The 26,745-nt window shown below is 74.1% G+C and carries 20 protein-coding genes; 16 read left to right on the top strand and 4 right to left on the bottom strand.

The window, feature by feature from the left end:
• The first annotated feature begins 21 nt into the window (after positions 1-21).
• Positions 22-1,740, top strand: a complete 1,719-nt coding sequence (locus ACH436_RS07640) for a hypothetical protein (protein ID WP_430559595.1) — start codon at positions 22-24, stop codon at positions 1,738-1,740.
• Positions 1,741-1,885: 145 nt separating this feature from the next.
• Entirely contained in the window at positions 1,886-3,358 is a 1,473-nt protein-coding gene (locus ACH436_RS07645) for a family 20 glycosylhydrolase (RefSeq protein WP_430559596.1), read from the top strand.
• A 16-nt stretch (positions 3,359-3,374) separates the two neighbouring features.
• On the opposite strand, the gene ACH436_RS07650 is transcribed toward ACH436_RS07645, so the two are convergent.
• A complete protein-coding gene (locus ACH436_RS07650; RefSeq protein WP_430559597.1) occupies positions 3,375-5,174 on the bottom strand; it encodes a dolichyl-phosphate-mannose--protein mannosyltransferase in 1,800 nt (599 codons plus the stop codon).
• Between the two features lie 34 nt (positions 5,175-5,208).
• Here ACH436_RS07650 and rsmI point away from each other — a divergent pair, with 34 nt between their 5' ends.
• The gene (rsmI, locus tag ACH436_RS07655) at positions 5,209-6,114 is read left to right on the top strand and encodes a 16S rRNA (cytidine(1402)-2'-O)-methyltransferase (RefSeq protein WP_430559598.1); all 906 of its coding nucleotides are present in this window, start codon (positions 5,209-5,211) and stop codon (positions 6,112-6,114) included.
• A 92-nt stretch (positions 6,115-6,206) separates the two neighbouring features.
• Here rsmI and ACH436_RS07660 read toward each other — a convergent pair whose 3' ends face one another.
• Both ACH436_RS07660 and ACH436_RS07665 read right to left on the bottom strand, forming a co-directional pair.
• Positions 6,207-6,800 carry an isochorismatase family protein gene (locus tag ACH436_RS07660; RefSeq protein ID WP_430559599.1) on the bottom strand — a complete coding sequence of 198 codons (594 nt, stop codon included), beginning with the start codon at positions 6,798-6,800 and terminating at the stop codon, positions 6,207-6,209.
• Between the two features lie 47 nt (positions 6,801-6,847).
• On the bottom strand, positions 6,848-7,024 hold the full coding sequence (locus ACH436_RS07665) for a hypothetical protein (protein ID WP_430559600.1): 177 nt from the start codon (positions 7,022-7,024) through the stop codon (positions 6,848-6,850).
• A gap of 91 nt (positions 7,025-7,115) precedes the next feature.
• Between ACH436_RS07665 and ACH436_RS07670 the strand changes: the two genes are divergently transcribed.
• From ACH436_RS07670 to ACH436_RS07705, 8 genes are all read left to right on the top strand, one after another.
• Positions 7,116-8,393, top strand: a complete 1,278-nt coding sequence (locus ACH436_RS07670) for a PQQ-dependent sugar dehydrogenase (RefSeq protein WP_430559601.1) — start codon at positions 7,116-7,118, stop codon at positions 8,391-8,393.
• A gap of 67 nt (positions 8,394-8,460) precedes the next feature.
• Positions 8,461-10,245 carry a methionine--tRNA ligase gene (gene metG, locus ACH436_RS07675; RefSeq protein ID WP_430559602.1) on the top strand — a complete coding sequence of 595 codons (1,785 nt, stop codon included), beginning with the start codon at positions 8,461-8,463 and terminating at the stop codon, positions 10,243-10,245.
• Positions 10,246-10,247: 2 nt separating this feature from the next.
• Positions 10,248-11,162 (top strand): TatD family hydrolase, encoded by a 915-nt coding sequence (locus tag ACH436_RS07680; RefSeq protein WP_430559603.1) that lies wholly within the window; start codon positions 10,248-10,250, stop codon positions 11,160-11,162.
• Between the two features lie 76 nt (positions 11,163-11,238).
• A complete protein-coding gene (locus tag ACH436_RS07685) occupies positions 11,239-12,465 on the top strand; it encodes a ubiquitin-like domain-containing protein (RefSeq protein WP_430559604.1) in 1,227 nt (408 codons plus the stop codon).
• 246 nt (positions 12,466-12,711) lie between these two features.
• Positions 12,712-13,977 carry a transglycosylase family protein gene (locus ACH436_RS07690; RefSeq protein WP_430559605.1) on the top strand — a complete coding sequence of 422 codons (1,266 nt, stop codon included), beginning with the start codon at positions 12,712-12,714 and terminating at the stop codon, positions 13,975-13,977.
• 384 nt (positions 13,978-14,361) lie between these two features.
• A complete protein-coding gene (locus ACH436_RS07695; RefSeq protein WP_430559606.1) occupies positions 14,362-15,708 on the top strand; it encodes a G5 domain-containing protein in 1,347 nt (448 codons plus the stop codon).
• Between the two features lie 19 nt (positions 15,709-15,727).
• Complete coding sequence (gene rsmA / locus ACH436_RS07700; RefSeq protein ID WP_430559607.1) at positions 15,728-16,600, top strand: 16S rRNA (adenine(1518)-N(6)/adenine(1519)-N(6))-dimethyltransferase RsmA; 873 nt, start codon at positions 15,728-15,730, stop codon at positions 16,598-16,600.
• A complete protein-coding gene (locus ACH436_RS07705; protein WP_430559608.1) occupies positions 16,597-17,538 on the top strand; it encodes a 4-(cytidine 5'-diphospho)-2-C-methyl-D-erythritol kinase in 942 nt (313 codons plus the stop codon). The genes rsmA and ACH436_RS07705 overlap by 4 nt, the downstream gene beginning before the upstream one ends.
• A gap of 167 nt (positions 17,539-17,705) precedes the next feature.
• Here ACH436_RS07705 and ACH436_RS07710 read toward each other — a convergent pair whose 3' ends face one another.
• Complete coding sequence (locus tag ACH436_RS07710) at positions 17,706-18,701, bottom strand: acetylxylan esterase (protein WP_430559609.1); 996 nt, start codon at positions 18,699-18,701, stop codon at positions 17,706-17,708.
• 147 nt (positions 18,702-18,848) lie between these two features.
• Here ACH436_RS07710 and ACH436_RS07715 point away from each other — a divergent pair, with 147 nt between their 5' ends.
• The 5 genes from ACH436_RS07715 (at position 18,849) to ACH436_RS07735 (ending at position 26,604) form a co-directional block, all read left to right on the top strand.
• On the top strand, positions 18,849-20,096 hold the full coding sequence (locus ACH436_RS07715) for an ROK family protein (protein WP_430559610.1): 1,248 nt from the start codon (positions 18,849-18,851) through the stop codon (positions 20,094-20,096).
• A 135-nt stretch (positions 20,097-20,231) separates the two neighbouring features.
• Positions 20,232-21,593 (top strand): ABC transporter substrate-binding protein, encoded by a 1,362-nt coding sequence (locus ACH436_RS07720; protein WP_430559611.1) that lies wholly within the window; start codon positions 20,232-20,234, stop codon positions 21,591-21,593.
• A gap of 4 nt (positions 21,594-21,597) precedes the next feature.
• Positions 21,598-22,536, top strand: coding sequence for a carbohydrate ABC transporter permease (locus tag ACH436_RS07725; protein WP_430559612.1), 939 nt, complete (start codon positions 21,598-21,600; stop codon positions 22,534-22,536).
• A complete protein-coding gene (locus tag ACH436_RS07730) occupies positions 22,536-23,456 on the top strand; it encodes a carbohydrate ABC transporter permease (protein ID WP_430559613.1) in 921 nt (306 codons plus the stop codon). The genes ACH436_RS07725 and ACH436_RS07730 overlap by 1 nt, the downstream gene beginning before the upstream one ends.
• 79 nt (positions 23,457-23,535) lie before the next feature.
• A complete protein-coding gene (locus ACH436_RS07735; RefSeq protein ID WP_430559614.1) occupies positions 23,536-26,604 on the top strand; it encodes an alpha-mannosidase in 3,069 nt (1,022 codons plus the stop codon).
• Positions 26,605-26,745 lie beyond the last annotated feature (141 nt).

Here is a 26,745-nt window from a genome sequence, read left to right on the forward strand (position 1 = left end):
GGATGCGCAAAGATGAGGGGCGTGCCCCTCCGGAACGTCCGATTCGTCCTGCCCGTCGTCCTGACCGGTGCACTCGCCCTCGCCGGCTGTGCCGCGTCGCCACCCGGCGATGCGGCGACCCCCTCGACGGGGGCGCCGGCCGTCGCGGTGCGCGACCTGTCCGCGCACACCGTCCTGCTCGACGCCGCCGACCCGGCCGACCTCGCCCTCACGACGAGCCAGACCGTCTTCGCGCGCTCGGAGGTCGTGGTCCTCGCGGACGCGGACGACGTCGGGGCTCGGGACGCGCTCGCCGCCACGGCGGTGGCGCTCCACGCCCCGGCCCTGCTGGCGGAGGGTGCGGGGACGGGGGTCGTCGAGGAGCTGGGGCGCCTGGGCGCGCGCGCCGCGGTGGTCGTCACGGGGGACGAGCCGGCCGCGGGTGACGCGGCTGACGGCACAACTGAAGGCACAACTGACGGCGCTGACGGTTCTGAGGACGCCGAGGCCGACCCGGGCGCCGCGGCGCACCGCGTCGCGGACGACGCGGGCGTCCAGGCGATCGACGTCAGCCCCGACGTGGTCGACGGCGCCGACGGTGCGGGCGGTTCCGACGCCGGCGCGGGGCCGGCCCTCGAGGACGACGACCTGGAGGACCTCGTCGACAGGCTCGGCTCCCTGGTCGGCGGCTCGGGGGCGTCCCCCTCGCCGGCGGGCGGCACCGAGGGAGCGCCGCGACTGCTGCGCGAGGTGCTCGCGCTCGTCGACCCGCAGGACGGCCAGGAGGCCGCGATCGCGTCGCTGCGGGCGGCGGGCGCCGTGACGACCCAGGTGCCCGGCGGCGACCTCGCCTCCCGGCACGTCGTCCAGACCGTGGACAGGGCGCAGGCGCTCACCGTCGTGGGGGTGGGCCGGTCGTTCGGTGACGCCGGCACGTTCGCGTGGCGCGTCGCGGCGGCGGAGCGGGCGGCCCTGCTGCCCACCGGGTCGCAGCACCTCCTGCCGGCGCGGTACGTGGCCGTCGACGCCTCGGTGTGGGACGACCCGGCCGCCGCCGTCGCGCGGGCGCAGGCCGCCGCGGAGGCGTACGCCCCGGACGACGGCGCGGACGACGTCTCGGACGACGTCTCGGGCGACGGCGCGGAGGGCGAGGCGGTCGACGGCCCGGTGGTGCCGACGCTGGTGCTGCCGGTCGGCACGACCGCGAGCGGGCCGGGCGACGCCGCGGTGACGCAGGAGGACCTGGACGCGCTGCGCCCGCTGGTCGCCGCGGCGCAGGACGCCGGGGCGTACGTGCTGCTCGACGTCGCCGCAGGGCCGGGCGCCGTGGTCGACCAGGTGCGCGCGGCCGAGCCCCTGCTGCGCGCGCCCGGCGTGGGCGTCGCGCTGCGCCCCGAGTCACGGGTGGGGGACGGCGTCACGACCACCTCCCACGTGATGACGGCCGCCGAGCTCGACGAGGTGAGCGACTACCTGGCCGACCTCGTCACGAGGGAAGGGCTGCCGCCCGCCCTGCTGGTCGTGCACCAGACGCGCCCCGACTCGGTGCCGGACCGGACCCTGCTGCGCTCGGTGCCGCAGGTGGAGACGGTGGTCCTCGCCGACCTGACCGGTGGCGCCACGACCGGCGAGTGGGTGTGGGACCAGGTGAGCACGGACGTCCCCGACGGCGTGCACCTTGGGTGGTCCGGGCCGGCGGCCGGGGTCGCCGGGCCGCTGGTGCCGGCCGACCCGGCGCCGGTGCTGATCGCCGCCTCCTGAGCCCCGGCGGGCCGCGTGCAGCGCCGCCGGGCGGCGTCGTTGACAGACGTTCGGCCGATTCGGCAGGATCGCTAACGTAACGTTTCGACCGTCCGTCGGCGCCGACCCTGTCGCCGTCGACCTGCGTCCCTGGAGTCCGATCATCGTGCTGCCCCTGATCCCGTGGCCCACCGCCGTCGACGTCCCGGACGCCGCACCGCTCGCCCTGGACGCCGCCCGGCTCGTGACGCCGGACGACGCCCTCGCCGCCGTCGCGGCCGAGCAGCTCGAGGCGGCCGGCGTGCGCGTCGTCGACGCCGGGCCCGGCCAGGAGGACGCCGGCGCGGGCGGCGCCGTCCCCGTCGTGCTGCGGCTCGACGCCGCCGCCGGCCCCGAGGGGTCCGACAACCCCGAGCGGTACACGCTGCGCGTCACGACGGCCGGTGTCGAGGCGACCGCGCCGGAGCCGGTCGGCCTGCTGCACGCGATGCGCACGCTGCGCCAGCTCGTCACCGCGGGCGACGCCACCGTCGCCCGCGAGGTGCCCGCCGTCGTCGTGCACGACGCCCCCCGGTACCGGTGGCGCGGGCTGTCGTTCGACGTCGTGCGGCACTGGTTCGGGCCCGAGGACATCCGCGCCGTCGTCGACCTGGTCGCCGCGTTCAAGCTGCGCGTGCTGCACCTGCACCTCACGGACGACCAGGGCTGGCGGATCGAGACGCCGTCGCGCCCCGAGCTGGAGAAGGCGTCCGACAGCCAGGTGGGCGGCGGCACCGCCGGCTTCCTCACGGTGGACGACTTCCGCGAGCTGCAGGAGTACGCGGCGGCGCGGTTCGTGACGATCGTGCCCGAGTTCGACATGCCCGGGCACATCAACGCCGCCACGCAGGTCTACGGGGCGCTGACGAAGGACGGCCTGCCCACGGAGCCCTACGAGGGCATCGAGGTGGGCTTCTCCCGCCTGTGGTTCGACAACCCCGCCACCGAGCCGTTCCTGCGCGACGTCATCGGGGACGTCGCCGGCATGACCGCGGGCGAGTGGGTGCACGTCGGCGGCGACGAGGTGCACACGATGGAGGTCGAGGAGTTCGCGAAGTTCGTCGAGCTCGCCGGCCGCATCGTGCGCGAGCACGGCAAGACGCCCGTCTTCTGGCAGGAGGGCGCGCGCGGCCCCGTGGAGCCGGGCACCCTGCTGCAGTACTGGGAGCCCAAGGGCGAGGAGTTCGCGCGCTTCGTCGCCGCGGCCCGCGCCGGCGCGCGGTTCATCATGTCGCCCGGCAACCACGCGTACCTCGACATGAAGTACACGCCCGAGCACGAGCTCGGGCTGCACTGGGCGGGCTACGTCGAGCTGCGCGACTCCTACGAGTGGGAGCCCACCACCGTCATCGACGGCCTGCCCGCCGAGTCCGTCGAGGGCGTCGAGGCCGCCGTCTGGACCGAGACGCTCACCACCCGCGACGAGCTGTTCTCCATGCTGCTGCCGCGGCTCGGTGCCGTCGCCGAGGTGGCCTGGACCGCGCCCGAGCGCAAGGACTGGGACGGCTTCCGCGCGCGCACCGCCGCGCAGTCCCCCGCCTGGCGCGCCCGCGGGTGGGCCTTCCACGAGACCCCGCAGGTCGACTGGCCCACCCCCTGACCGCTGTGAGCGGGCGTCAGATCCAGGACTCCATCCGCATGACGTTCTGCCAGTAGGAGTACGGGACCTGCATGCCCGTCCACAGCGGGTAGAAGATCGCCGACACGGCGAGGATCACGACGACGACGGCGACGATCGCCGCCACGGCGAGCGACCGCTCGCGGCGTCGTCCCTCCGTGCGCTCCAGCGCGACGACCATCGGGTAGACGAGCGTCAGCACCACGAACGGCGTGAAGGCGATCGTGTAGAAGGTGAAGATCGTCCGGTCGCTGAACGGCGGCGCGTACGCGAACCAGGGGAGCCAGCCGGCGGCCGTGCCGCTGAGGACCGCGAGGGCGCGCCAGTCGCGCAGGCGGACGCCGAGCCAGATCGTCACGACGACGGCGATCGCGCCCAGCAGCCACAGCAGCGGGTTGCCGAGCGAGGTGACGGCGCGGGCGCACGCCTCCGCGGCGTCGGCGGGGCAGGTGCCCTGCCCGGGGCTCTCCTTCTCCCAGAAGAACGACGTGGGCCGCCACTGCACGATCCAGCCGAGCGGGTGCGACGCGTAGGGGTGGTCGGAGGAGAGCCCGGTGTGGAAGTCCCACATCTGCTGGTGGTAGTGGAGCAGGCTCCGCAACGGGCCCGGCAGCCAGGTGACCCCCTCGCCGGGGTGCTCGGACGCCCACTGCCGCAGGTAGGCGCCCTGGTTCGCGAACCACGACCACCACGACGCGACGTAGACGACGAACGCGGTGGGCACGATGGTGAGGAACGCGGGCACGGCGTCGACGACGAGGGAGTCCTCCCACCAGCGGCCGACGCCGGCGGCGCGGCGGGCGGCGAGGTCCCACAGCACGGTGAGGATGCCGAAGACGGCGACGAACCACAGGCCCGACCACTTGGTGCCGCAGGCGAGGCCGAGGCTGACCCCCGCGGCCAGCCGCCACCACCGGAAGCCGAGCCGGGGACCGTAGCGGGCCACCGTGCCGCCGGCGTCGAGGATCTCTGCGACCCGGCCCGCGAGCCGGCGCCTGGCCTGCTCGCGGTCCATCACCAGGCAGCCGAACGCGACCAGCACCCAGAACATGAGGAACTGGTCGAGCAGGGCGGTGCGCGAGTGCACGATCGCCTCGCCGTCGACGGCGAGCAGCAGGCCCGCGACGACGCCCATCGTGGTCGACGCGAACAGCCGCCGCGCGATCCGCACCAGCAGGAACACGGCGAGGATGCCGATCACGGCGCTCGCGAGCCGCCACGCGAACGAGCTGGCGGCGCCCCCGCCCGCCTCCATGCCGAGCCAGATCATCCACTTGCCGATCGGCGGGTGGACGACGTAGGCGGCCTTGTCGAGGTAGGTCAGGACGTCGCCGGCCTCGAACGCCGGGTTCGGCTCCTCGGGCCACTGCGCCTCGAAACCCAGCCGGCCGAGCGTGAACGCGTCCTTGACGTAGTACGTCTCGTCGAACACGAGCTTGTGCGGCTGGCCCAGCTGCCACAGCCGGGCCGCGGCCGCGAGCAGCGTGACGACGATGGTGCCGAACCAGCCCCAGAACCGGTCGCGGCGGCGCAGGTCGAGCCGGACGCGCCGGGCGCCGAGCAGCCGTTCCAGCAGCTTCGCCTGCGTGGTGCGGCCGTCGCCGTCGGCGGGAGCCGGGGACGGCGGCGGTGCCGGCGTGCCGGGGAACGCCGGGGGTGCGGCAGCGGACGGCGGCGGGGCCGGGGTGCCGTCGGGCTCCTCGTCCGGGGTGGCCGCGCGGTGGCGCGCACGGCGCGGCGGCGTGCCCGCGGGCGCGGTATCGCCCGTGAGGGTGGCGTCGGCGTCGGGGGCGGTCACCGGGTCATCGTAGGGGCGTGCGACGCTGGTCACCATGACCTCCGAGCCCGCCGCCGCACCTGCCGACGCACGTCGTCCCGTCCCGCACGCCGAGGTCGGCGCGGTCGTGCTCGCCGCCACGCCCATCGGGAACGCGGAGGACGCGTCACCGAGGCTGCGCCGGCTGCTCGCCGAGGCCGACGTCGTCGCCGCCGAGGACACGCGCCGGCTGCACGCCCTGGCCGCGCGCCTGGGGGTGACCGTGGGCGGGCGCGTGACGTCGTACCACGAGCACAACGAGGAGGCGCGCGCCGACGAGCTGCTCGACGTCGTCGCGGACGGCGGCACCGTGCTCGTCGTCTCGGACGCCGGCATGCCGGCCGTGTCGGACCCGGGCTACCGCGTCGTGGCCCGCGCCGTGGCGCGGGACCTGCGCGTGACGGCGGCCCCCGGGCCCTCCGCGGTGCTCACCGCGCTGGCGCTGTCGGGGCTGCCCACCGACCGGTTCACCTTCGAGGGGTTCGTGCCGCGCAAGGCGGGGGAGCGGGCCCGGTGGCTCGGCGCGCTCGCCGCGGAGCCGCGCACGTTGGTCTTCTTCGAGGCGCCGCACAGGATCACGGACACCCTGCACGCGATGGGCGAGGCGTTCGGCGCCGACCGGCCGGCCGCCGTCTGCCGCGAGCTGACCAAGACGTACGAGGAGGTGCTCCGCGGCACCCTCGCGGACGTCGCCGCGGAGGCCGACGCCCGCGCCGCGGACGGTGACGGGCTGCGTGGCGAGATCTGCGTCGTCGTCGGCGGAGCGCCCGTCGGCGCGGCACCCAGCGTCGAGGACCTCGTGCCCGAGGTGCTGACCCGTGTCCGGGCGGGCGAACGGCTCAAGGCCGTCGTCGCCGACGTCGCCACCGCGGCCGGGGTGGCCAAGCGGGACCTGTACGCCGCCGCGCTCGCCGCGAGGTAGTCCGAGACCCGCCGAGTTAGTGGACCAGACCACTACCTCGGCGGGGCGCGAACTACCTCGGCGAGGTGCGGACTACCTCGGCGGGGCTCGGACTACCTCGCGGTGGAGGGGGTGAGCTCGACGCCGGCCGCGGCGAGCTCCGCGCGGGCCTGCTCGCCCTGCTCGGGGCTGACCGGGATCGTGAGGTCGGTGAGCACCCGCGTGCTCAGCCCGAGCCCGGCGGCGTCGAGGGCGGTGCGCTTGACGCAGTGCGACTCGACGAGCCCGACGACGTCGACCGCCTCGACGCGCGCGTCGCGCAGGGCCTGCTCCAGCGTGCGGCCGTCGGCGTCGGTCCCCTCGAAGCCGGAGTAGCCGTGGGCGTACTGGCCCTTCTTCACGGAGACGTCCGGGCGCAGGTCGGCGAGGGCGGGGTGCAGCTCCGCGTTCGGCGTGCCGGCGACGCCGTGCGGCGGCCAGGAGTCCACGAAGTCGGGGTGGTCGCTGAAGTGGTCGCCCGGGTCGACGTGCCAGTCCTGCGTCGTGACGACGATCTCGTACCGGTCTCGGTGCGCGGACGCGTAGGCCGCGACGTCCTCGGCGACCTGGTTCCCGCCGTCGACGGCGAGCTCGCCGCCCTCGCAGAACGTGGGCTGGACGTCGACGACGATCAGCGCGCGGACAGGGGCGGTCACCTCGTCGGTCATGCGTCCAGCCTGCCACGACGGGCGGCCGCGCGGGGCCGCCCCGACGGTCAGGAGTACCCGCCGCCGGCGGTGCCGGGACGGTAGAGCGGCTGGACGGCCATGGTGCCGGCGGCGGGCCGCGCGCGCTCCTCGGCCGCCGAGAGCGGCAGCAGGTCCGCCCGCGCGGTGCGCCGGGCCTCGTCGTCACGCCGGAACAGACGACGCAGGTGCTCGATGATCGACATCGCAGTCCCCCTTGACCAGTTCTTGGGGGAGAGCATGCCAGCCCGGTGGTGCGGTGTCGACGGTGGTGCGTCCGCGCAGCAGGATGGGGGCATGGCCCGCCACCCGCGCCGCACCGCGGCGGTCGCCGCCCTCGTCGGGCTGCCGCTGCTCCTGCTCGCCGGGTGCGGCCCGGCCGGCGGACCACCGGACGACGGCCCGGCGCCGTCCGCGCCCCGGACCGCCGCCGGCACCTCCTCGCCGTCGCCCGGGTCGTCTCCGTCGGTCGCGCCCCGGGCCTCGGTCGAGACCGTCGTCGACGGCCTCGACGTGCCGTGGGGCCTCGCCACGCTCCCGGACGGCGCGCTGCTGATCAGCCTGCGCGACGAGGCGCGGCTGGTGGTCGTGGACCCTGACGCCGGCACGACGACGGCCGTCACGGGCCCCGGCGCGGACGCCCTCGCCGCGCAGACCACGCCCGACGGCGAGGGCGGGCTGCTCGGCGTCGCGCGCGACCCGGGCTCGGGCGACGTCTTCGTCTACCGCACGGGCGCCGACGACAACGCCGTGCTGCGCGCCTCGCTGGACGGCACGGTGCTCGGCGGTCTCACGACCGTCCTGGACGGCATCCCCCGCGCCGGCCACCACGACGGCGGCGGCCTGGCCTTCGGCCCGGACGGGTTCCTCTACGTCGGCACGGGCGACGCGGGCGACGGGGAGGCCTCGCAGGACCGGTCTTCGCTCGCCGGGAAGATCCTGCGCGTCACGACCGACGGCGACCCGGCGCCGGGCAACCCCGACCCGTCCTCGCCGGTCTGGACCTTCGGCCACCGCAACGTGCAGGGCCTGGGCTGGGACGGGTCGGGGCGGATGTTCGCCAGCGAGTTCGGGCAGAGCACGTGGGACGAGCTCAACGTGATCGAGCCGGGCGGCGACTACGGCTGGCCCGACGTCGAGGGCCCGGGCCTCGAGGGCCAGCCCCGGGCGGGCGACGGCACGGTCGCCCCCGTGGCCTGGTGGCCCACCTCCGACGCGTCCCCGTCGGGCCTGACGGTGACCGACGACGCCGTGTACCTCGCGGGGCTGCGCGGGGAGCGGCTGTGGCGCGTGCCGTTCGGCAGCACGGCGTCCGGCGCCGACGAGGGCGCGGACGAGGGCGCGGGGACGGGGCCGACGTCGAGCAAGGGCGCCGTGGACGCCGACGGCAGCGTGCGCGGCCTCGGGGAACCCCAGGCCCTGCTCGACGGCGAGCTGGGGCGGCTGCGCAACGTCGCGCCCGTCGTGCCCGGCGGCGGCGACGCGGACGGCCTGTGGGTGCTGACGAACAACACCGACGGCCGTGGCTCGCCGCGCGACGGCGACGACCGCCTGGTCCGGGTCACGTTCGGCTGACGCGGCGGGCCGGCCGGGGCGCGGACCGCTCGGACGCGTCGTCGTCCGGGCCCTTAGAATCGCCCGCATGACCCACATCCTCTCGGCCGTGGCGTGGCCCTACGCCAACGGTCCGCGGCACATCGGCCACGTCGCCGGCTTCGGCGTTCCCTCCGACGTCTTCAGCCGGCACATGCGGATGGCGGGTCACGACGTGCTGATGGTCTCCGGCACGGACGAGCACGGGACGCCGATCCTCGTGCAGGCGGAGCAGGAGGGCGTGACGCCGCAGCAGCTCGCGGACCGCTACAACCGCGTCATCGTCGAGGACCTCACCTCGCTCGGGCTGTCGTACGACCTGTTCACGCGGACGACGACGCGCAACCACTACGCCGTCGTGCAGGAGATGTTCCGCACGGTGCACAAGAACGGCTACATGGTCGAGAAGACCACGATGGGCGCGATCTCCCCGTCCACGGGCCGCACGCTGCCCGACCGCTTCATCGAGGGCACCTGCCCGATCTGCGGGTACGACGGCGCGCGCGGCGACCAGTGCGACAACTGCGGCAACCAGCTCGACCCGATCGACCTGAAGAACCCCCGCAGCCGCATCAACGGCGAGACGCCGAAGTTCGTCGAGTCGAACCACTTCTTCCTCGACCTGCCGGCGCTCGCGGACGCGCTGGGCGACTGGCTGCGCACCCGCAGCGGGTGGCGCCCGAACGTGCTGAACTTCAGCCTCAACCTGCTCGACGACGTCCGTCCCCGCGCCATGACGCGCGACATCGACTGGGGCATCCCGGTGCCGCTGGAGGGCTGGGAGGAGAACCCGACCAAGCGCCTGTACGTGTGGTTCGACGCGGTCATCGGGTACCTCTCGGCGTCGATCGAGTGGGCCCGCCGCACCGGGGACCCGGAGGCGTGGCGCGCGTTCTGGAACGAGGAGACGGCGCGCTCCTTCTACTTCATGGGCAAGGACAACATCACGTTCCACTCCCAGATCTGGCCGGCCGAGCTGCTGGCCTACGACGGGAAGGGCTCCCGCGGCGGGGCTCCGGGCCCGTACGGGACGCTCCAGCTGCCCACCGAGGTGGTCAGCTCCGAGTTCCTCAACGTCGAGGGCCAGAAGTTCTCCAGCTCGCGCGGCGTGGTCATCTACGTGCGCGACATGCTGGCGCGCTACCAGCCGGACGCGTTCCGCTACTACGTGGCGGCCGCCGGCCCGGAGACCCAGGACGTCGACTTCACGTGGGACAGCTTCCTGCGCCGCACCAACGACGAGCTCGTCGCGGGCTGGGGCAACCTCGTGAACCGCACGGCCAGCATGGTGCACAAGAACTTCGGCCAGATCCCCACGCCGGGCGAGCTGGCCGACGTCGACCGCGGCGTCCTCAAGGCGACGTCCGAGGCGTTCGGCACGGTCGGCGGGCTTATCGAGTCCAACCGGCAGCGGGCGGCGGTCGCCGAGGCGATGCGCGTCGTCGGCGACGTGAACCGGTACGTGTCGGAGACGGAGCCGTGGAAGCTCAAGACCGACCCTGACCGCCTCGCGACCGTGCTGCACACGGTCACCCAGGCCGTGAGCGACTGCAACACGCTGCTCAGCCCGTTCCTGCCGCACTCCGCGCAGCAGGTGCACGAGACGATGGGCGGCACCGGGACGTTCGCGCCCCAGCCGCGCATCGACGAGGTCACCGACCTGGACGACGAGTCGCGGCAGTACCCGGTCATCACGGGCGACTACGACTTCCCGTCCTGGGAGTCGCGGCCCGTCACGCCCGGCACCGAGATCGCCAAGCCGAGCCCCGTGTTCACCAAGCTCGACGACTCGATCGTCGAGGAGGAGCTCGAGCGGCTGCGCGAGAAGGCCTGAGCGTGGCGCGCAAGCGCGAGCGCGGGTTCCCGGCGGACCCCGCGCCCCTGCCGGTACCTGTCGCCGACAACCACACGCACCTCGACGCGATCGCCGGCGTCCTCCCTGAGGGAGAGCCGGCGCCGTCCGCGGCGGAGCACCTCGCCCGCGCGGCGGCCGTGGGCGTGGACCGCGTCGTGCAGGTGGGCTGCGACCTGCCGGGCATCGACTGGACGGTGCGGCTCCTGGCCGAGGCGCACCCCGGCGTGCTCGCGGCCGTCGCGATCCACCCCAACGAGGCGGTGCTGCATGCCGGCGTCCGCGAGGTGGGCCCGGACGGCCTGGAACCGGACCCGGCGGCGCACCACGCGGTCGCGCTGGACGACGCGCTGGCGCGGGTCGCGGAGGTGGCGCGGACGCACGACCGCGTGCGCGCGATCGGCGAGACGGGGATGGACCTGTTCCGCACCGGGCCGCAGGGCGAGGCGGTGCAGCGCGAGGCGTTCCGCGCGCACGTCGCCCTCGCCAAGGAGCTCGGCCTGGCGCTGCAGATCCACGACCGCGACGCGCACGCCCAGGTGATCGACGTCCTGCTGGCCGACGGCGCCCCGGAGCGCACCGTCTTCCACTGCTACTCGGGCGACGAGGAGATGGCCGCGCTCGCGGCGGAGCACGGCTGGTTCCTCTCGTTCGCGGGCCCGGTGACCTACCCGAAGAACGACCACCTGCGCGCCGCGCTGCGCGCCGTGCCGCTGGAGCTGGTGCTGGTCGAGACGGACGCGCCGTACCTGCCGCCGCACCCGTACCGCGGCCAGCCGAACGCCCCGTACGTCGCGGCGCACACGGTGGGCGCGATGGCGGACGTCCTGGAGCGTCCCCTGGACGAGGTGTGCCGGGCGCTCTCGGCGACGTCGGAGCGCGTGTACGGCCCGTGGTGAGCGCTCGATGAGCCGGTGGGGGCTTCCCCCCTGGTCACGGTTCCGTTACGGTCTGGTGCTCGTGCGGAGGTCGAGGGTGGAGCGGGCGTCGGACGAGGCGACGGTCGCGTCGTCGGCACCCTCGAGCACCGGGGCGACGGCGCCGCGGCGCGGCCCGCTCAGCGGCCCGGCGCGCCACGTCGTGCACGGCGCCGTGGTCCTCGCGCTGGTCGGCGGCACGGCCGCCGTGACGCAGGCGCAGAAGACCGTGACGATCGATTACGACGGCCACGTCGCGACCGTCGACTCCTACGGCGCGTCGGTGGCCGACGTGCTGCGCTATCACCACATCCCGGTCGGCCCGGACGACCTGGTGCAGCCCGCCGCGTCGGCGGCCGCCGCGGACGGCGGCCAGGTCGTGGTGCGGTCGAGCCGCGAGGTGACCGTCGAGATCGACGGCGAGGTCACGACCTTCCCGACGACGGCGCACACGGTGGGCGAGCTGCTGGCGGCGCTCGGCCCGCGCGGCGCCGACGCCGTGACCTCCGCCTCCCGCACCGCGCCGCTGGACCGCACGCCGGTGCGGGTGTCCACGACCAAGACGGTGCAGGTGGCCGTGGACGGCCTCGTGCTGCCGATCCGCACCGCGCAGTCGACCGTGCGCGACGTGCTGGCCACCGCCGGGATCACCCTCGGCAAGCACGACCGCACGTCGGTGCCCCTCGGGGCGGCCGCCGTGGACGGGATGGTCGTCATGGTGAGCCGGGGCGAGACCGACGCGGACCGCAAGACCGAGGTCATCCCGTTCGAGACGGAGCGCGTCGAGTCCGACGAGCTGCCGAAGGGCTACGAGGTGGTGCGCACGGCAGGCGTGCCGGGGGAGCGGGTCACCACCTACGAGGTGCGCACCCTGGACGGGGCCGAGGTGGAGCGCACCGTGGTCGACCGCGAGGTGACGCGGGAGCCGGTCACCGAGGTCGTCGTGGTGGGCACCCTCGAGGTCTCGACGGCGAACCCCGACCCGGGCTCCGCGAAGGCCATCGGCAAGGCGATGGCCGCCGAGCGCGGGTGGGGCGCGGACCAGTACGCCTGCCTCGAGAAGCTGTGGGACAAGGAGTCGGGCTGGCGCTGGAACGCCGAGAACCCGTCGAGCGGGGCGTACGGCATCCCGCAGTCGCTGCCCGGGTCGAAGATGGCGACCGCCGGGTCGGACTGGCGCACCAACCCGTCCACGCAGATCGAGTGGGGCCTGGGGTACATCTCCGGGCGGTACGGCACGCCGTGCGGGGCGTGGAGCCACTCCATGTCGGTGGGCTGGTACTGACGCCCCGCGAGGTGTGAGACGGGCCACTTCGTCCGTCCAGACTTATCGGACACCAGGGCACAGACGCGGGCATCCGTGCCATAACCAGGCTTGGCCGATGGTCACGATCCGGTTACGGTCTTCGGAGCCACCGGATCGACCACGGACCCGACACCCAGCCGGGACCCCGCCGTCGTGACCGGACCGCACGACGACTGGACCTGTGTGAACCCCTCGAACGAGACTCCCCATCCTTCGGCCGAGTCGATGCCTGAGTCGATGCCCGAGGCGGGGGCCGACGCGGCCGCCGCGTCGACGACCGCCCCGCGCCGTCGCCGTCGGCTCCCGCTCATCGCGGGTCTCGCCGTCGGCGCGCTCGTCGTCGCGGGTGGTGCGGCCACCGCCTACGAGAGTGCACGCAAGAGCGTGACGCTCGACGTCGACGGCGAGACGCGCACCCTCCAGACCTTCTCCGGTTCCGTCGCCGGCCTGCTGGACGCCCAGGGCGTCGAGGTGGGCGAGCGCGACGCCGTCACCCCGTCCGCGGACGCCGCCCTGCGCGACGGCTCGCAGGTCGTGGTCCGCTCCGGGCACGAGCTGACGGTGGACGTCGACGGCGAGCAGGACGACGTCTGGGTCACCGCGCTGGACGCCGAGGAGGCCCTGCGCGGGCTCGACGCCCGCGGCTCCGACGTCTCCCTCGTCGCCTCCCGTTCCGGCGACCGCGCCTCGCTGCCGCTCCAGCTCGACGCCGACCAGCCGGTCGCCGTCGTCGCGGACGGCACCACCACGGTGGTCGACGACGGCTCCGTCGGCCTCGAGGCGATCCTCCAGGGCCTCGGGCTCACGGCGGACGCGGACGACCGCGTCTTCGTCGAGCGGGAGACCCCGAAGGCGCAGGGCGACCCGGCGGTGCGCATCGTCATCGAGCGCGTCGAGACGAAGAAGGTCACCAAGAAGGTCGCGGTCGACCACAAGTCGCGCACGGAGCAGGACTCGGACCGCTACGCCGACCTGGGCAGCAAGGTCACCCAGGAGGGCAAGGACGGCGAGCGCACGCTCACCTACCGCGTCACCACGGTCGACGGTGACGTCGTCGCCAAGAAGAAGCTCTCGGACAAGGTGACCACCAAGCCGGTCACGGAGATCGTCGTCGAGGGCACCAAGGAGCGCCCCGAGCCGGAGCCCGAGCCGGCGCCGGAGGAGTCCTCGTCGTCGTCCTCGTCGTCCGGCTCCAGCAGCTCCTCGTCGAGCTCCTCGTCCGGCTCGACGTCGAAGGCCACAGGCTCGGCGCCCGCCGGCGTGTGGGCGGACCTCGCGCAGTGCGAGTCGGGCGGCAACCCCGCCACGAACACCGGCAACGGCTACTACGGCCTGTACCAGTTCTCGCTGCAGACGTGGCAGGCGATGGGCGGTTCCGGTCTCCCCTCGGAGAACTCGGCCGCCGAGCAGACGCGCATCGCGCAGAAGCTGCAGGCGCAGTCCGGGTGGGGTCAGTGGCCCGGCTGCGCGGCCAAGCTCGGCCTGCTCTGACCTGACGCGGATCTGACGCAGGTCTCACGCTGAGGCCCGCCGGGCCGATCCCGCCGCTCGACGGCGACGGGTCGGACCGGCGGGCCTTCGTGCGCCCCCGCGGGGTGTGGACGCCGCGTGCACGTTCCGTGGGACTCGTCACGAGAGGCCCTCAGGATTAGGCGCACCATAACGAATCGGTTACGGTCGGGTGTCCCGCGTGCGAGGCGTGCCCACCAGGTGTATGCGACGCGGGCCCTGAACCGCCGGATCGGTGGGTCGGAACTCGGCGCCCTCGGGCGCAGGGGCCGGGAGCGAGGCGCGAGCGCGCCGCCCCGGTGCGTGACGGGTCGTCGAGATCCGCCCCCGGCCACCGTGCCCGGACAGCACGACGACTGGACTCTCGTGACCTCCTCCCCGAACGCTCCCGTGCCCGCCGCCGACACCCCCGCGGACGCCACGGCCCGGCCGCGCCGCCGCTGGCCGTTCGTGGCCGCCGCGACCGCCGCCGCGGTCGCCGTCGCCGGCGGGGCCGTCGCCTACGCCGACGCCCGCAAGACCGTCACGCTCGACGTGGACGGCGACGTGAAGACCGTGACCTCGTACTCCGGCTCCGTCGACGACCTGCTCACCTCCCAGGGCGTCGTCGTGGGCGACCGTGACCTCGTGACCCCGGCCGCAGGTGCCGCGCTCGAGGACGGATCCGACATCGTGGTGCGCTCCGGCAAGGAGCTCGCGCTCCAGATCGACGGCAAGGACACCGACGCCTGGGTCACCGCGCTCGACGCGGCCGAGGCGCTCGACACCCTCACCGCCCGCGGCGGCGACGTGCGCATCGTCGCCTCCCGCGACGGCGAGCGGGCCTCGCTGCCCGTGGACGTCGACACCGACGGCCCGGTGGCCGTGGTGCACGACGGCAAGGCCGACGTGGTCGAGGGCGCGGAGGACGTCGAGGGCGTGCTGGCCGAGGCGGACGTCGACCTCGGCAAGAGCGACCGGGTGCACGTCACCGACGCCGCCAACGGCGAGGTGAAGAAGCACGTCGCCGCCGCCGTCGCGGACGCCGAGAAGCAGACCGCGAAGCAGGCCGAGAAGCAGGCGAAGGGCGGCGCGCAGACCGAGCAGGTCGCCGCGGAGCAGCCCGCCGCCGCGCCGCAGGTCGCCGTCGTCGTGCAGCGCGTCGAGACCAAGAAGGTCACGACCACCCAGGCCGTCGACCACAAGACGACGACCAAGAAGTCCGACAAGCGCTACTCCGACCAGGACGTGAAGGTCCGGACGAAGGGCAAGGACGGCGAGCGCACGATCGTCCACCGGGTCACGACGATCGACGGCAAGGTCGTGAAGAAGACCAAGCTCTCGGACGAGGTCACCACCAAGCCCGTGACCCGCGTGCTGGTGAAGGGCACCAAGGAGCGCCCCGAGCCCGAGCCCGCGACGCCGACCTACTCCGGCTCCACCCGGTCGATCGGCCAGCAGATGGCCGCGGCGCGCGACTGGACCGGCTCGCAGTGGACCTGCCTGGAGTCGCTGTGGACGAAGGAGTCGGGCTGGGACGCCTCGGCGGCCAACCCGTCGTCCGGCGCGTACGGCATCCCGCAGTCGCTGCCCGGCTCGAAGATGGCGTCGGCCGGCTCCGACTGGCAGACCAACCCGGCCACGCAGATCGAGTGGGGCCTCGGCTACATCGCGGACGTGTACGGCACGCCGTGCGGCGCGTGGGGCCACTCGCAGTCGGTGGGCTGGTACTGAGCCGCATAAACTCCCCCACATGACGAACACCCCTGGCGCCCTGCTCGGCCCTGCGGAGATCCGCGAGCTGGCAGGGCGTCTCGGTGTCCGCCCCACCAAGCAGCTCGGGCAGAACTTCGTGCACGACGGCGGCACGGTCCGCAAGATCGTCCGTGCGGCCGGGCTGCGGCCGGGGGAGCGGGTCGTCGAGATCGGCCCCGGGCTGGGGTCGCTGACCCTCGGGCTGCTGGAGGCCGGGGCGTCCGTCGTCGCCGTCGAGATCGACCCGGTGCTGGCCGGGCAGATCGCCGAGACCGTGCACAAGCACGCCCCCGACGCCGACTTCGAGGTGGTGTCCGCCGACGCCCTCGAGGTCACTTCGCTGCCGGGGGAGCCGCCGACGGCGCTCGTGGCGAACCTGCCGTACAACGTGGCCGTCCCGGTGCTGCTCACCTTCCTGCAGCGCTTCCCGAGCCTGGAGCGCGTGCTCGTCATGGTGCAGGCCGAGGTGGCCGACCGGCTGGCGGCGGGGCCCGGGTCCCGCACCTACGGCGTGCCGTCGGTCAAGGCCGCCTGGTACGCCGAGGCGCGCCGGTCGCTGAACGTCAGCCGGCACGTGTTCTGGCCCGAGCCCAACGTGGACTCCGCGCTCGTCGCGCTCGAGAAGCGCGAGCCGCCCGTCACGACCGCGACGCGCGAGCAGGTGTTCGCCGTCGTCGACGCCGCCTTCGCCCAGCGCCGCAAGACGCTGCGTGCCGCCCTGTCCGGCACGTTCGGCTCGGGCGCCGCCGCGGAGGAGGCGCTGCGTGCCGCGGGTGTCGACCCCGGGCTGCGGGGCGAGCGGCTCGAGGTCGCGGACTTCGCGCGGATCGCCGAGCAGCTTCCGGTCGCAGCGGGCACGGTGGACGCGTGACGCATCTCGCCGCCGCCCCCTCGCCGTCGGTCCGCGTCCGCGCGCCCGGCAAGGTCAACCTGTCGCTGCGCGTGGGCGCGCGCCAGGCGGACGGCTACCACCCGCTGTCGACGATCTTCCAGGCCGTGGCCCTCTACGAGGAGGTGACCGCGACGCAGGTGCCGGAGGGTGCCGGCGTGACCGTCACCGTCGACGGACCGCAGGCCGACCTCGTGCCCGTCGACGGGTCGAACCTCGCCTGGCGCGCGGCCGAGGCCCTGGCGGAGCGGGTCGGCGTGGCGCCGGACGTCGCGCTGCACCTGGCCAAGGGCGTGCCCGTGGCCGGCGGCATGGCGGGCGGCTCGGCCGACGCCGCCGCGACGCTGGTCGCCTGCGACGCGCTGTGGCAGACCGGCCTGAGCCGCGACGACCTGTCGACGCTCGCGGCGGACCTCGGCTCGGACGTCCCGTTCGCCCTGCTGGGCCATACCGCCGTCGGGACGGGGCGCGGCCACCTGCTGACCCCCGCGATGACCCGCGGCGAGTTCCACTGGGTGTTCGCGGCGCAGGCCGAGGGCCTGTCGACGCCCGCCGTCTACGGCCGCTTCGACGAGCTGGCCGGCTCCCGGGGCGCGGCCGACGAGCCGGGCCTCGAGGAGGACACCGCTCTCATGCAGGCGCTGCGGGCGGGAGACGCGCACGCCCTCGGCCGGGCGCTGCACAACGACCTCCAGGCCGCGGCGCTCTCGCTGCGCCCCGAGCTGGAGCGCACGATCGCCGTCGCGAACGACGCGGGGGCGCTGGGCGCGTTCGTGTCGGGGTCGGGGCCCACCGTCGCTGCGCTCGCCCGGTCGCGCCAGCACGCGCTGGCCATCGCCGCGTCGTGGACCGCCGAGGGAGCCGCCGAGTCCGTCTGGTGCACCTCCGGCCCCGCGCACGGCGCCCGCCTGCTGCCCTGACGCCGAGGTAGTTCCAGAGCTCGCGAGGTAGTTCGGAACTTCGCGAGGTAGTTCCACAGCTCGCGAGGTAGTTCGAACCTCGCTGAGGTAGTGCACTACCTCGGGAGATCTGGAACTACCTCGGCCGGTTTCGGACTACCTCGGCAGATTTCGAGCTACCTCGGCGGTCAGAGGTGCTTGGCCAGCCAGGCGAGGGTCGGGGCGAAGCGGTAGCCCTGACCGCCCTCGTGGCGGTTGTAGGGGTAGACGTCGATCGCCGTGTCCGGCGTGGTCTCGCCCAGGGCGCCCCACTGGTTGTACGCGGCGTACACCGTGGACGGCGGGCAGACGTCGTCGCGCAGCGCGGTCGAGAACAGCGCGGCGGCGCGGGCGCGGCGGGCGAACGAGACGCCGTCGAGGTAGGAGAACGTGCGCCAGACGGCGTCCTCGTGCTCGCGGTGCACCGACAGGTACTGCGTGATCTCGCCGTAGGGGAACGCGTCGGAGATCTGCACGGCACGGCGGTAGTGGCACAGGAACGGCACGTTCGGCACGGCCGCGGCGACGTCGGGCACCAGGCCCGCGACGGCGATCGCGATGCCGCCGCCCTGGCTCGTGCCGGCGACGGCGACGCGCGCGGGGTCGATGCCCGGGACGCGGCGGACGGCGTCGACGGCCCGGACGCCGTCGGTGAAGACGCGCCGGTAGTAGTGGTCGTGCGGGTCGAGCACCCCGCGGGTCATGAAGCCGGGGGAGGCGGGGCCGCTGCCCACGGGGTCGGGGGTGTCGCCGCCGTGGCCCCAGCCGGAGCCCTGGCCGCGGGTGTCCATCACGAGGTGCGCGTAGCCCGCGGCGGCGAGGCCCAGGTGGTCGTGCGCCAGCCCGCGGCCGCCGCCGTAGCCGATGAACTCGACGACCGCCGGCAGCGGGCCGTCGGCCTCCGCGTCGTGGCGCGCGGGTCGGGTCAGCCAGGCCTTGACGGGCTGCCCGTCGAAGCCGGGGAAGGTCACGTCGTCCACGACGAGCTCCGTGAGGCCGGTGTCCGCCCGCTCCAGCGTGGGGGCGGCGTCGTGCGCGCGGGACTCGACGAGGGTCTGCGACCAGAACGCGTCGAAGTCGCCGGGCTCGTCGATCTCGGGCGTGTACGCCTCGAGCTCGGGCACGGGCAGGTCGAACTGGGCCATCGATTCCTCCGGGAGCTACCTGCGGGACCTGCCGCAGCGGTGCGGTTCCGGGCTGCACTGTAGCGGGCCGGCGGGTGGCCGTGGAGAACGTTCCCCCGCGCCGGACGTCTACGCTGCGTCCAGTCGGACGGGCGAGGTGAGGACACGGTGCGACGCGGGACCAACCTGCCGCGGGTGGGCGACTTCAACCAGATGGTCGTGCTGGACCAGGTGCGGCGGGCGCCGGACGGCACCAGCCGCAGCGAGCTCGCGGCGAGCACCGGGTTGTCGCTCCAGGCGGTGTCGAACATCGTGGCGCGGCTCGTCGCGCTGGGGTACGTCGTCGAGGGGGAGCGCCGGGCCGAAGGCCGGGGAAAGCCCCGCACGATGCTCTACCTCGAGCCGCAGGGGGCCTACGCGCTGGGCGTGCACATCGACCCGGTGGTCGTGACGTCGGTGCTCGTGGACCTCGACGGCCGCACGGTGGAGAAGGTCGTGGAGCCGACCCCGGCCGGCCCCGAGGCGGTGGCCGACGGTGTCGCCGCGGCGGCCGCGACGATGCTCGAGCGGGCCGGCGTCGACCGCTCCGCCGTGCTGGGGCTGGGCGTGGCGGCCCCGGGGCCCGTGGACCTCGCCGCCGGCACGGTGCTCCGTCCGCCGCTCCTCGACGGCTGGGACGAGGTCCCGGTGCGCGACCTCCTGGCCGCCGCGACGGGCTTCGACGTCGTGCTGGACAAGGACGTGTCGGCGGCGATGGTGGCGGAGCTGTGGCGCGGCAACAGGATGCTGCGCGGCACGTCCCTGTTCTTCTACACGGGCTTCGGCGTCGCCGTGGCGGTGGCGCACGACGGCGAGCTGCTCGCCGGGTCGTCGCGGAACGCCGGCGAGGTGGGGCACCTGGTGGTCGACAACGACGGTCCGCTGTGCGGCTGTGGCCAGCGGGGGTGCATCGGCATCTCCGCGGCGCCCGCGACGCTCGTCGCCGAGGCGGTCGCGCGCGGCGTGCTGCCCCGGGGCACCCCGGCGACGACGCCGGCGGAGCTCGACGCCGCGCTCACCACCCTGTGCGGGGTCGCCGCGGACGGCGATGCGGTGGCGGCGGGCATCCTCGCGGTGTCCGCGCGGCGCGTCGCGCGCGGGATCACCGTCGTGGCCGACCTCGTGGACGCGGGGGTGGTGGTCTTCGGCGGGCCGGCGTGGGCGCGGCTCGCCCCCCACTACCTGCCGGTCGTGCGGGAGGAGCTGACGGCGCAGGCGACGTTGCGCGAGGTGCACGCCGTCGAGGTGCTGGGCTCCGCCGTCGGCGACCACGTGGGCGCGGTGGGGGCGGCGAGCCTGGTGCTCGACGGCCTGTTCACGCCGCGCCCGTCCGGGCTGGTCGGCGGGGGAGCGACGCGCGCCCTCGCGCGCCCGTAGCCCGCGGGCGCCGACCCGAGAACCGATCGCGAACCGCCGGGCGGTCATGCTTGACACCAATAACTCAATTCGCTTGAGTTATTCACGTCAGCCGGCCCGGCGTCGTCGGGCCACTCATGTGGGCAAAGGAGCAGCATGCGACTGGCACGACCCCTCGCCGCGGGGACCGCGGCCACGGCGCTCGTCCTCACCCTCGGAGCCTGCGGCTCGGGGAACGGCGAGGGCAGCAGCGGGGACGCGACGATCAAGATCGCGTACCAGAAGTTCGGGAACTTCACGCAGGCCGACGAGCTGTTCAAGGACGTCAAGGCCGAGTACGAGAAGGAGAACCCGGACGTCACGATCGAGCTCGTGCCGATCGAGGCCAGCCAGAACGACTACTTCACCAAGCTCGCACTCATGAACCGTGCGCCCGGCACGGCGCCCGACCTCATGTACGAGGACACGTTCATGATCAAGTCGGACGTCGAGGCGGGGTACCTGCTGCCGATGGACGACTACCTCGCCGAGTGGGAGGACTGGGACCAGTTCGTCGACCAGGCCAAGCAGGCCGGGCTGGGCGACGACGGCAAGACCTACGGCGTCCCGATGGGCACCGACACCCGCGGGCTGTGGTTCAACAAGGAGGTGCTCGCCGAGGCGGGGCTCCCCGAGGACTGGGCCCCGACGACCTGGGACGAGCTGCTCGAGGCGGCGCGCGCGATCAAGAAGGCGGACCCGGAGGTCATCCCGCTCAACGTCTACTCGGGCAAGCCGATGGGCGAGGGCGCCACGATGCAGGGATTCGAGATGCTGCTGTACGGCACGGGCGGCACGCTCTACGACGCCGACGCCTCGAAGTGGGTCGTGGGGTCGCAGGAGTTCGTCGACTCGCTCGACTTCATCAGGACGATCTACACCGAGGGTCTCGCCCCGACGCCGCAGCAGGCGCTCGACCCGAACGTCGGCAACACGGTCTCGGCCGAGTGGCTGCCGCAGGGCAAGCTCGGCATCTCGCTGGACGGCTCGTGGATGCCGGGCACGTGGCTCGAGGAGGGCACGGCGCCCTGGCCCGAGTGGACCGACGTCATGGGCACGGCCGCGATGCCCACCCAGGACGGTCAGGCTCCCGGCGCGGTGAGCATGTCGGGCGGCTGGACGATGGCGATCGGCTCCGGGTCGAAGAACCCCGACGTGGCGTTCGACGTGCTGACCCACGCGCTCGACAAGGAGAACTCGCTGCGGTTCGCGATCGACAACAGCCAGATCGCGGTGCGCACGGACGTCGCCGAGGAGCCGTCGTACTCCGAGGCGAACCCGACGGTGCCGTTCTTCTCCGACCTCGTGGAGGTGACGAACTTCCGTCCGGCGACCTCGGACTACGCCCAGGTCTCCAACGCGATCCAGGTCGCGATGGAGTCGGTGATGACCGGTCAGCAGACGCCCGAGGAGGCTGCCGCCGTCTACGACGAGGCCGTGGTCGCCCAGGTCGGCGAAGAGAACACGACGAACGGCTGACGACGTGACCGCCACCCTCGCACCCGCCCCGGTCGGCGGGCCCGGGGCGGGGCCGTCGACGGTGCGGCGCTCGCACGCGCGCCGCACCGCCGGCCGCCTCGTCCCGATGCTGCCGGCCGTCGCCCTGCTCGCGCTGTTCATGCTCGGCCCGGTCGTCTGGTCGTTCTACGGCTCGTTCACCAACGCGGCGCTGACCGGCCCGAACGCCCTCGCCCCCGAGTGGGTGGGGCTCGACAACTACGCCGCGCTGCTCGCCGATCCCGACTTCCCGAAGGCCCTGTGGCTCACGGTGCTGTTCGTCATCGCGTCCGCGGTGATCGGGCAGAACGTCGCCGGGCTCGGGCTGGCGATGCTCATGCGGTCGGCGCTGAAGCCCGTGCGGGCCGTCGTCTCCACGCTGGTCGTGACGGCGTGGGTGCTGCCCGAGATCGTCGCCGCGTTCGCCGCCTACGCGTTCTTCCACGCGGACGGCACCCTCAACTCGCTGCTGGCCGGGGTCGGGGTCACCGGGCCGGACTGGCTCTTCGAGTACCCCATGCTCGCCGTCATCCTCGCCAACATCTGGCGCGGCACGGCCTTCTCGATGATGGTGTACTCCGCCGCGATCGCGGAGGTGCCGCCGGAGATCACCGAGGCCGCGACGGTCGACGGGGCCAACGGCGCGCAGCGGCTCGTGTGGGTCACGCTGCCCACGATCCGCCGCAGCATCTCGACCAACCTCATGCTCACGACGCTCCAGACCCTGTCCGTCTTCACGCTGATCTACGTGATGACCGGCGGCGGCCCCGGCACCGACAGCTCCACGCTGCCGATCCTCGCCTACCAGGAGGCGTTCAAGTTCGCCCAGGTCGGCTACGGCACCGCGATCGCCACCGTGATGCTCGTCATCGGCGCCGTCTTCTCCGTCGTGTACATCCGCAGCCTGAAGCCGGAGGTCGACTGATGGCCCAGACCGCCGCCCCCGCGTCCGTGCCCTCGCCCGCGCCCGACGTCGCCGGCACGCCCCCTGCGCGACGGCGGGCGTCGTCGTCGGTCGCCGCCCCCGGGCCGCGCGCCGCGCGCGTGCTGTCGAACGTCGTCCTCGTCGTCGTGGGGCTGTGCTTCCTGCTGCCGCTCGGCTGGATCGTCCTGGCGTCGCTCGACCCGAGCGCCACGCTCGCCGTCCGGCTGCCGGAGACGTTCACGCTCGACAACTTCACTGCCGTGATGACCCCCGAGCAGACGTGGGTGCCGCTGGCGAACGCGTTCGTGCTCTCCGCCGGCACCGGACTCATCACCGTGCTGGCGTCCGTGCTCGCGGCCTACCCGCTGTCGCGGTACCGGATGCGCTTCAACAAGCCGTTCCTGTACGCCGTGCTGTTCGGCACCTGCCTGCCGATCACGGCCATGATGGTGCCGGTCTACTCGCTGTTCGTGCGCCTCAACCTGCTCGACTCGCTGGCCGGCACCACGTTCTTCATGGCCGCGACGTCGCTGCCGATGGCGATCTGGATGACGAAGAACTTCATGGACTCCGTGCCGATCTCCCTCGAGGAGGCGGCCTGGACCGACGGCGCGTCGGCCATGACCACGCTGCGCACCATCGTGCTGCCGCTCATGCGGCCCGGCATCGCCGTCGTCTTCATCTTCGTGTTCATCCAGGCGTGGGGGAACTTCTTCGTCCCCTTCGTGCTGCTGCTCACCCCGGAGAAGCAGCCCGCGGCCGTGAGCATCTTCGCGTTCTTCGGCCAGTACGGCTCGGTCGCGTACGGCCAGCTCGCGGCCTACTCGATGCTCTACGCCCTGCCCGCCGTCGGCCTGTACGTCCTCGTCTCCCGGCTCTCCGGCGGGTCCTTCGCGCTCGCCGGCGCCGTCAAGGGCTGACGTCCGCCCGCACCGGAACCGCCACCCGTCCCAGCACCTGTCCCACCCGACCACGTCCTCGTCACCAGGAGCCTGATCCATGCACGACACCACCGCCCGCACCACCATGCGCCTCGAGCGCTTCGTGAAGGACTGGCTGGAGCCCGCCGTCCTGCGCGAGACCCGGCCGCTGGACATCGAGGCCTGGACCGTCGGCGGGGAGCCGGTGCCGTTCGCCGACGCGGTGCGCGCCACGTACGCCCCGTTCGCGCTCGGCAGCCCATGGGGGCGTCCGTGGGACACGACGTGGTTCCACGTGACCGGCGACGTCCCGGCCGGGTGGTCCGGCGACGCGGCGCCGGCGGGCACCCGCGTGGAGCTCGTCGTCGACCTCGGGTTCACCGGCGCCGGCCCCGGCTTCCAGGCCGAGGGCACCGCGTGGACGCCGGACGGCCGCATCATCAAGGCGGTCGAGCCCCGCAACCGGCACGTGCCGCTCGCGGCCGGGCAGGCGCTGGACGGCGCCGGCCGCGTCGACGTCTTCGTCGAGGCCGCCGCCAACCCTGACGTGCCGGGGGGAGCCTGGACCCGGCCGACGCCGATGGGCGCCTGGGACACCTCCGGCCCCGACCCGATCTACGCGCTGCGCACCATGCACGTGGCCCTCGTGGACGAGACGGTGTGGGAGCTGCTGCAGGACGTGCGCGCCCTGCACGGCCTGGTGCGCGTGCTGCCCGCCACGAGCCCGCGTGCGGCCGAGGTGCTGCGGGCGCTGGAGGACATGCTGGACGCCGTCGACCCCGACGACGTCGCGGGCACCGCGGCCGCGGGGCGCGCAGCGCTCGCACCCGCGCTGGCCGCGCCCGCCGCGGCGTCGGCCCACCGGGTGCACGCCGTCGGGCACGCGCACATCGACTCGGCGTGGCTGTGGCCCACGCGGGAGACGGTGCGCAAGTGCGCGCGGACGTTCTCCAACGTGCTCGCCCTCATGGACGAGGACCCGGACGTGAGGTTCGCGTGCTCGTCGGCGCAGCAGTACTCGTGGGTGCAGGAGCACTACCCGGAGCTGTTCGAGCGGATCCGCGAGCGCGTGCGCGAGGGCCGGTTCGTGCCGGTGGGCGGCATGTGGGTCGAGTCGGACACCAACATGCCCGGCGGTGAGGCGCTGGCCCGCCAGCTCGTGGCGGGCAAGCGGTACTTCATCGAGGAGCTGGGCGTGGAGCCGAAGGAGGTGTGGCTGCCGGACTCCTTCGGGTACACGGCCGCGCTGCCGCAGCTCGCCCGCCTGGCGGGCAGCGACAACTTCCTCACGCAGAAGATCTCGTGGAACGACACCAACACCATGCCGCACCACACGTTCTGGTGGGAGGGCATCGACGGGTCGCGGGTGTTCACGCACTTCCCGCCCGTGGACACCTACAACTCCGAGCTGACGGCCGAGGAGCTCGCCCGCGCCGAGCGGCAGTACGCCGAGAAGGGCCGCGCCAACACGTCGCTCGTGCCGTTCGGCTTCGGCGACGGCGGCGGCGGCCCCACCCGCGAGATGGTCGCGGCGGCCCGCCGCACGCGCGACCTCGAGGGGTCGCCGAAGGTGGAGCTGTCCGACTCGCATTCGTTCTTCGACGCCGCGCGGGCCGAGTACGCGGACCCGGCCACGTGGACGGGGGAGATGTACCTCGAGTACCACCGCGGCACGTACACGTCGCAGGCCCGCACCAAGCGCGGCAACCGGCGCAGCGAGCACCTGCTGCGGGAGGCCGAGCTGTGGGCCTCGACGGCGGCCGTCCGCGCCGGCGCCGACTATCCGGCCGAGCGGCTGCAGCGGCTGTGGCGCACCGTGCTGCTCCAGCAGTTCCACGACATCCTGCCCGGCTCGTCCATCGCCTGGGTGCACCGCGAGGCCGAGCGGAACTACGCCGAGGTGGCGCGCGAGCTCGAGGAGATCGTCGACGACGCCCTGCGCGCGCTGGTCGGCGACGGCGACCGCCCGGTGGCCGTCAACGCCGTGCCCTTCGCCCGCGACGGCGTCGCGGCGCTCGGCGCCACGGCCCTCGACGCGCCGCGCGGCACGGGCACCGTGGCGCCGGTGCCCGCGCCGGACGGCGGCTGGGTCCTGGAGAACGACCTCGTGCGCGTCGTCGTCGACCGGGACGGGCACGTCGTCTCCGCCGTCGACCGGGCGAGCGGGCGCGAGGCGATCCTGTCGGGCGCGAAGGCGAACCTGCTCCAGCTGCACCGCGACGTCCCCAACGAGTGGGAGGCGTGGGACATCGACGAGCACTACCGCCGCAGCACGACCGACCTCGTCGAGGCGGCGAAGGCCGAGGTCGCGGAGGGCACGTCCGGCCCCGTCGTGCGCGTGCTGCGCGAGTTCGGCTCCTCGCGCGTCGAGCAGGACCTCGCGCTCGCGGCTGACGGGCGCGGGCTGCGCATCACGACCCGCGTCGACTGGCACGAGCGGCAGAAGCTGCTCAAGCTCGCGTTCCCGCTCGACGTCCGGGCCGAGCGTGCGACGTCGGAGATCCAGTTCGGGCACGTGCACCGGCCCACGCACGTCAACACGTCGTGGGACCACGCCCGGTTCGAGACCGTCGCGCACCGGTGGGTGCACGTGGGGGAGCCCGGGTTCGGCGTGGCCGTCGCCAACGACTCGACGTACGGCCACGACATCACGCGCACCCGCCCGGACGACGCCGGGGACGCGCAGGGCGGCACCGGCACCACCGTGCGGCTGTCGCTGCTGCGCGCGCCGAGGTTCCCGGACCCGGACGCGGACCAGGGGGAGCACGAGCTGACCTGCGAGCTCGTCGTCGGCGCGGGGATCGACGACGCCGTCCGGCACGGCTACGCCCTCAACCTGCCCGAGCGCGTCGTCACCGGCGACCACGGCGTCGAGCCGCTGGTGAACGTCGACCACGACGCCGTCGTCGTCGAGGCGGTCAAGCTCGCCGAGGACGGCAGCGGCGACGTCGTCGTGCGGCTCTACGAGGGCCACGGCGGGCGCGCGCGGGCGCGGGTGACGCCGGCGTTCGCGCACACGTCGGTCGAGGTGACCGACCTGCTCGAACGGCCGCTGGCCGCACCGGCCGGCTCGCCCGCCCGCGACGGCGAGGCCGTGCTGCTGGACCTCACCCCGTTCCAGGTGGTCACGCTGCGCGTCCGCCGCTGACGCCGTCGACCAGGCGATCCGTCGCGTCATCCGGCCGGATGACGCGACGGATCGCCAGGGGGCAGGCGGCCACCCCCGCCGGGGGGGCCATCCTGAGGGGGCCGCCGGGCAGCGCCCGGACAGAGGCACCCCCCACCGCCG

The organism is Isoptericola sp. NPDC019693 (assembly GCF_044389085.1).
Lineage (GTDB): Bacteria > Actinomycetota > Actinomycetes > Actinomycetales > Cellulomonadaceae > Isoptericola.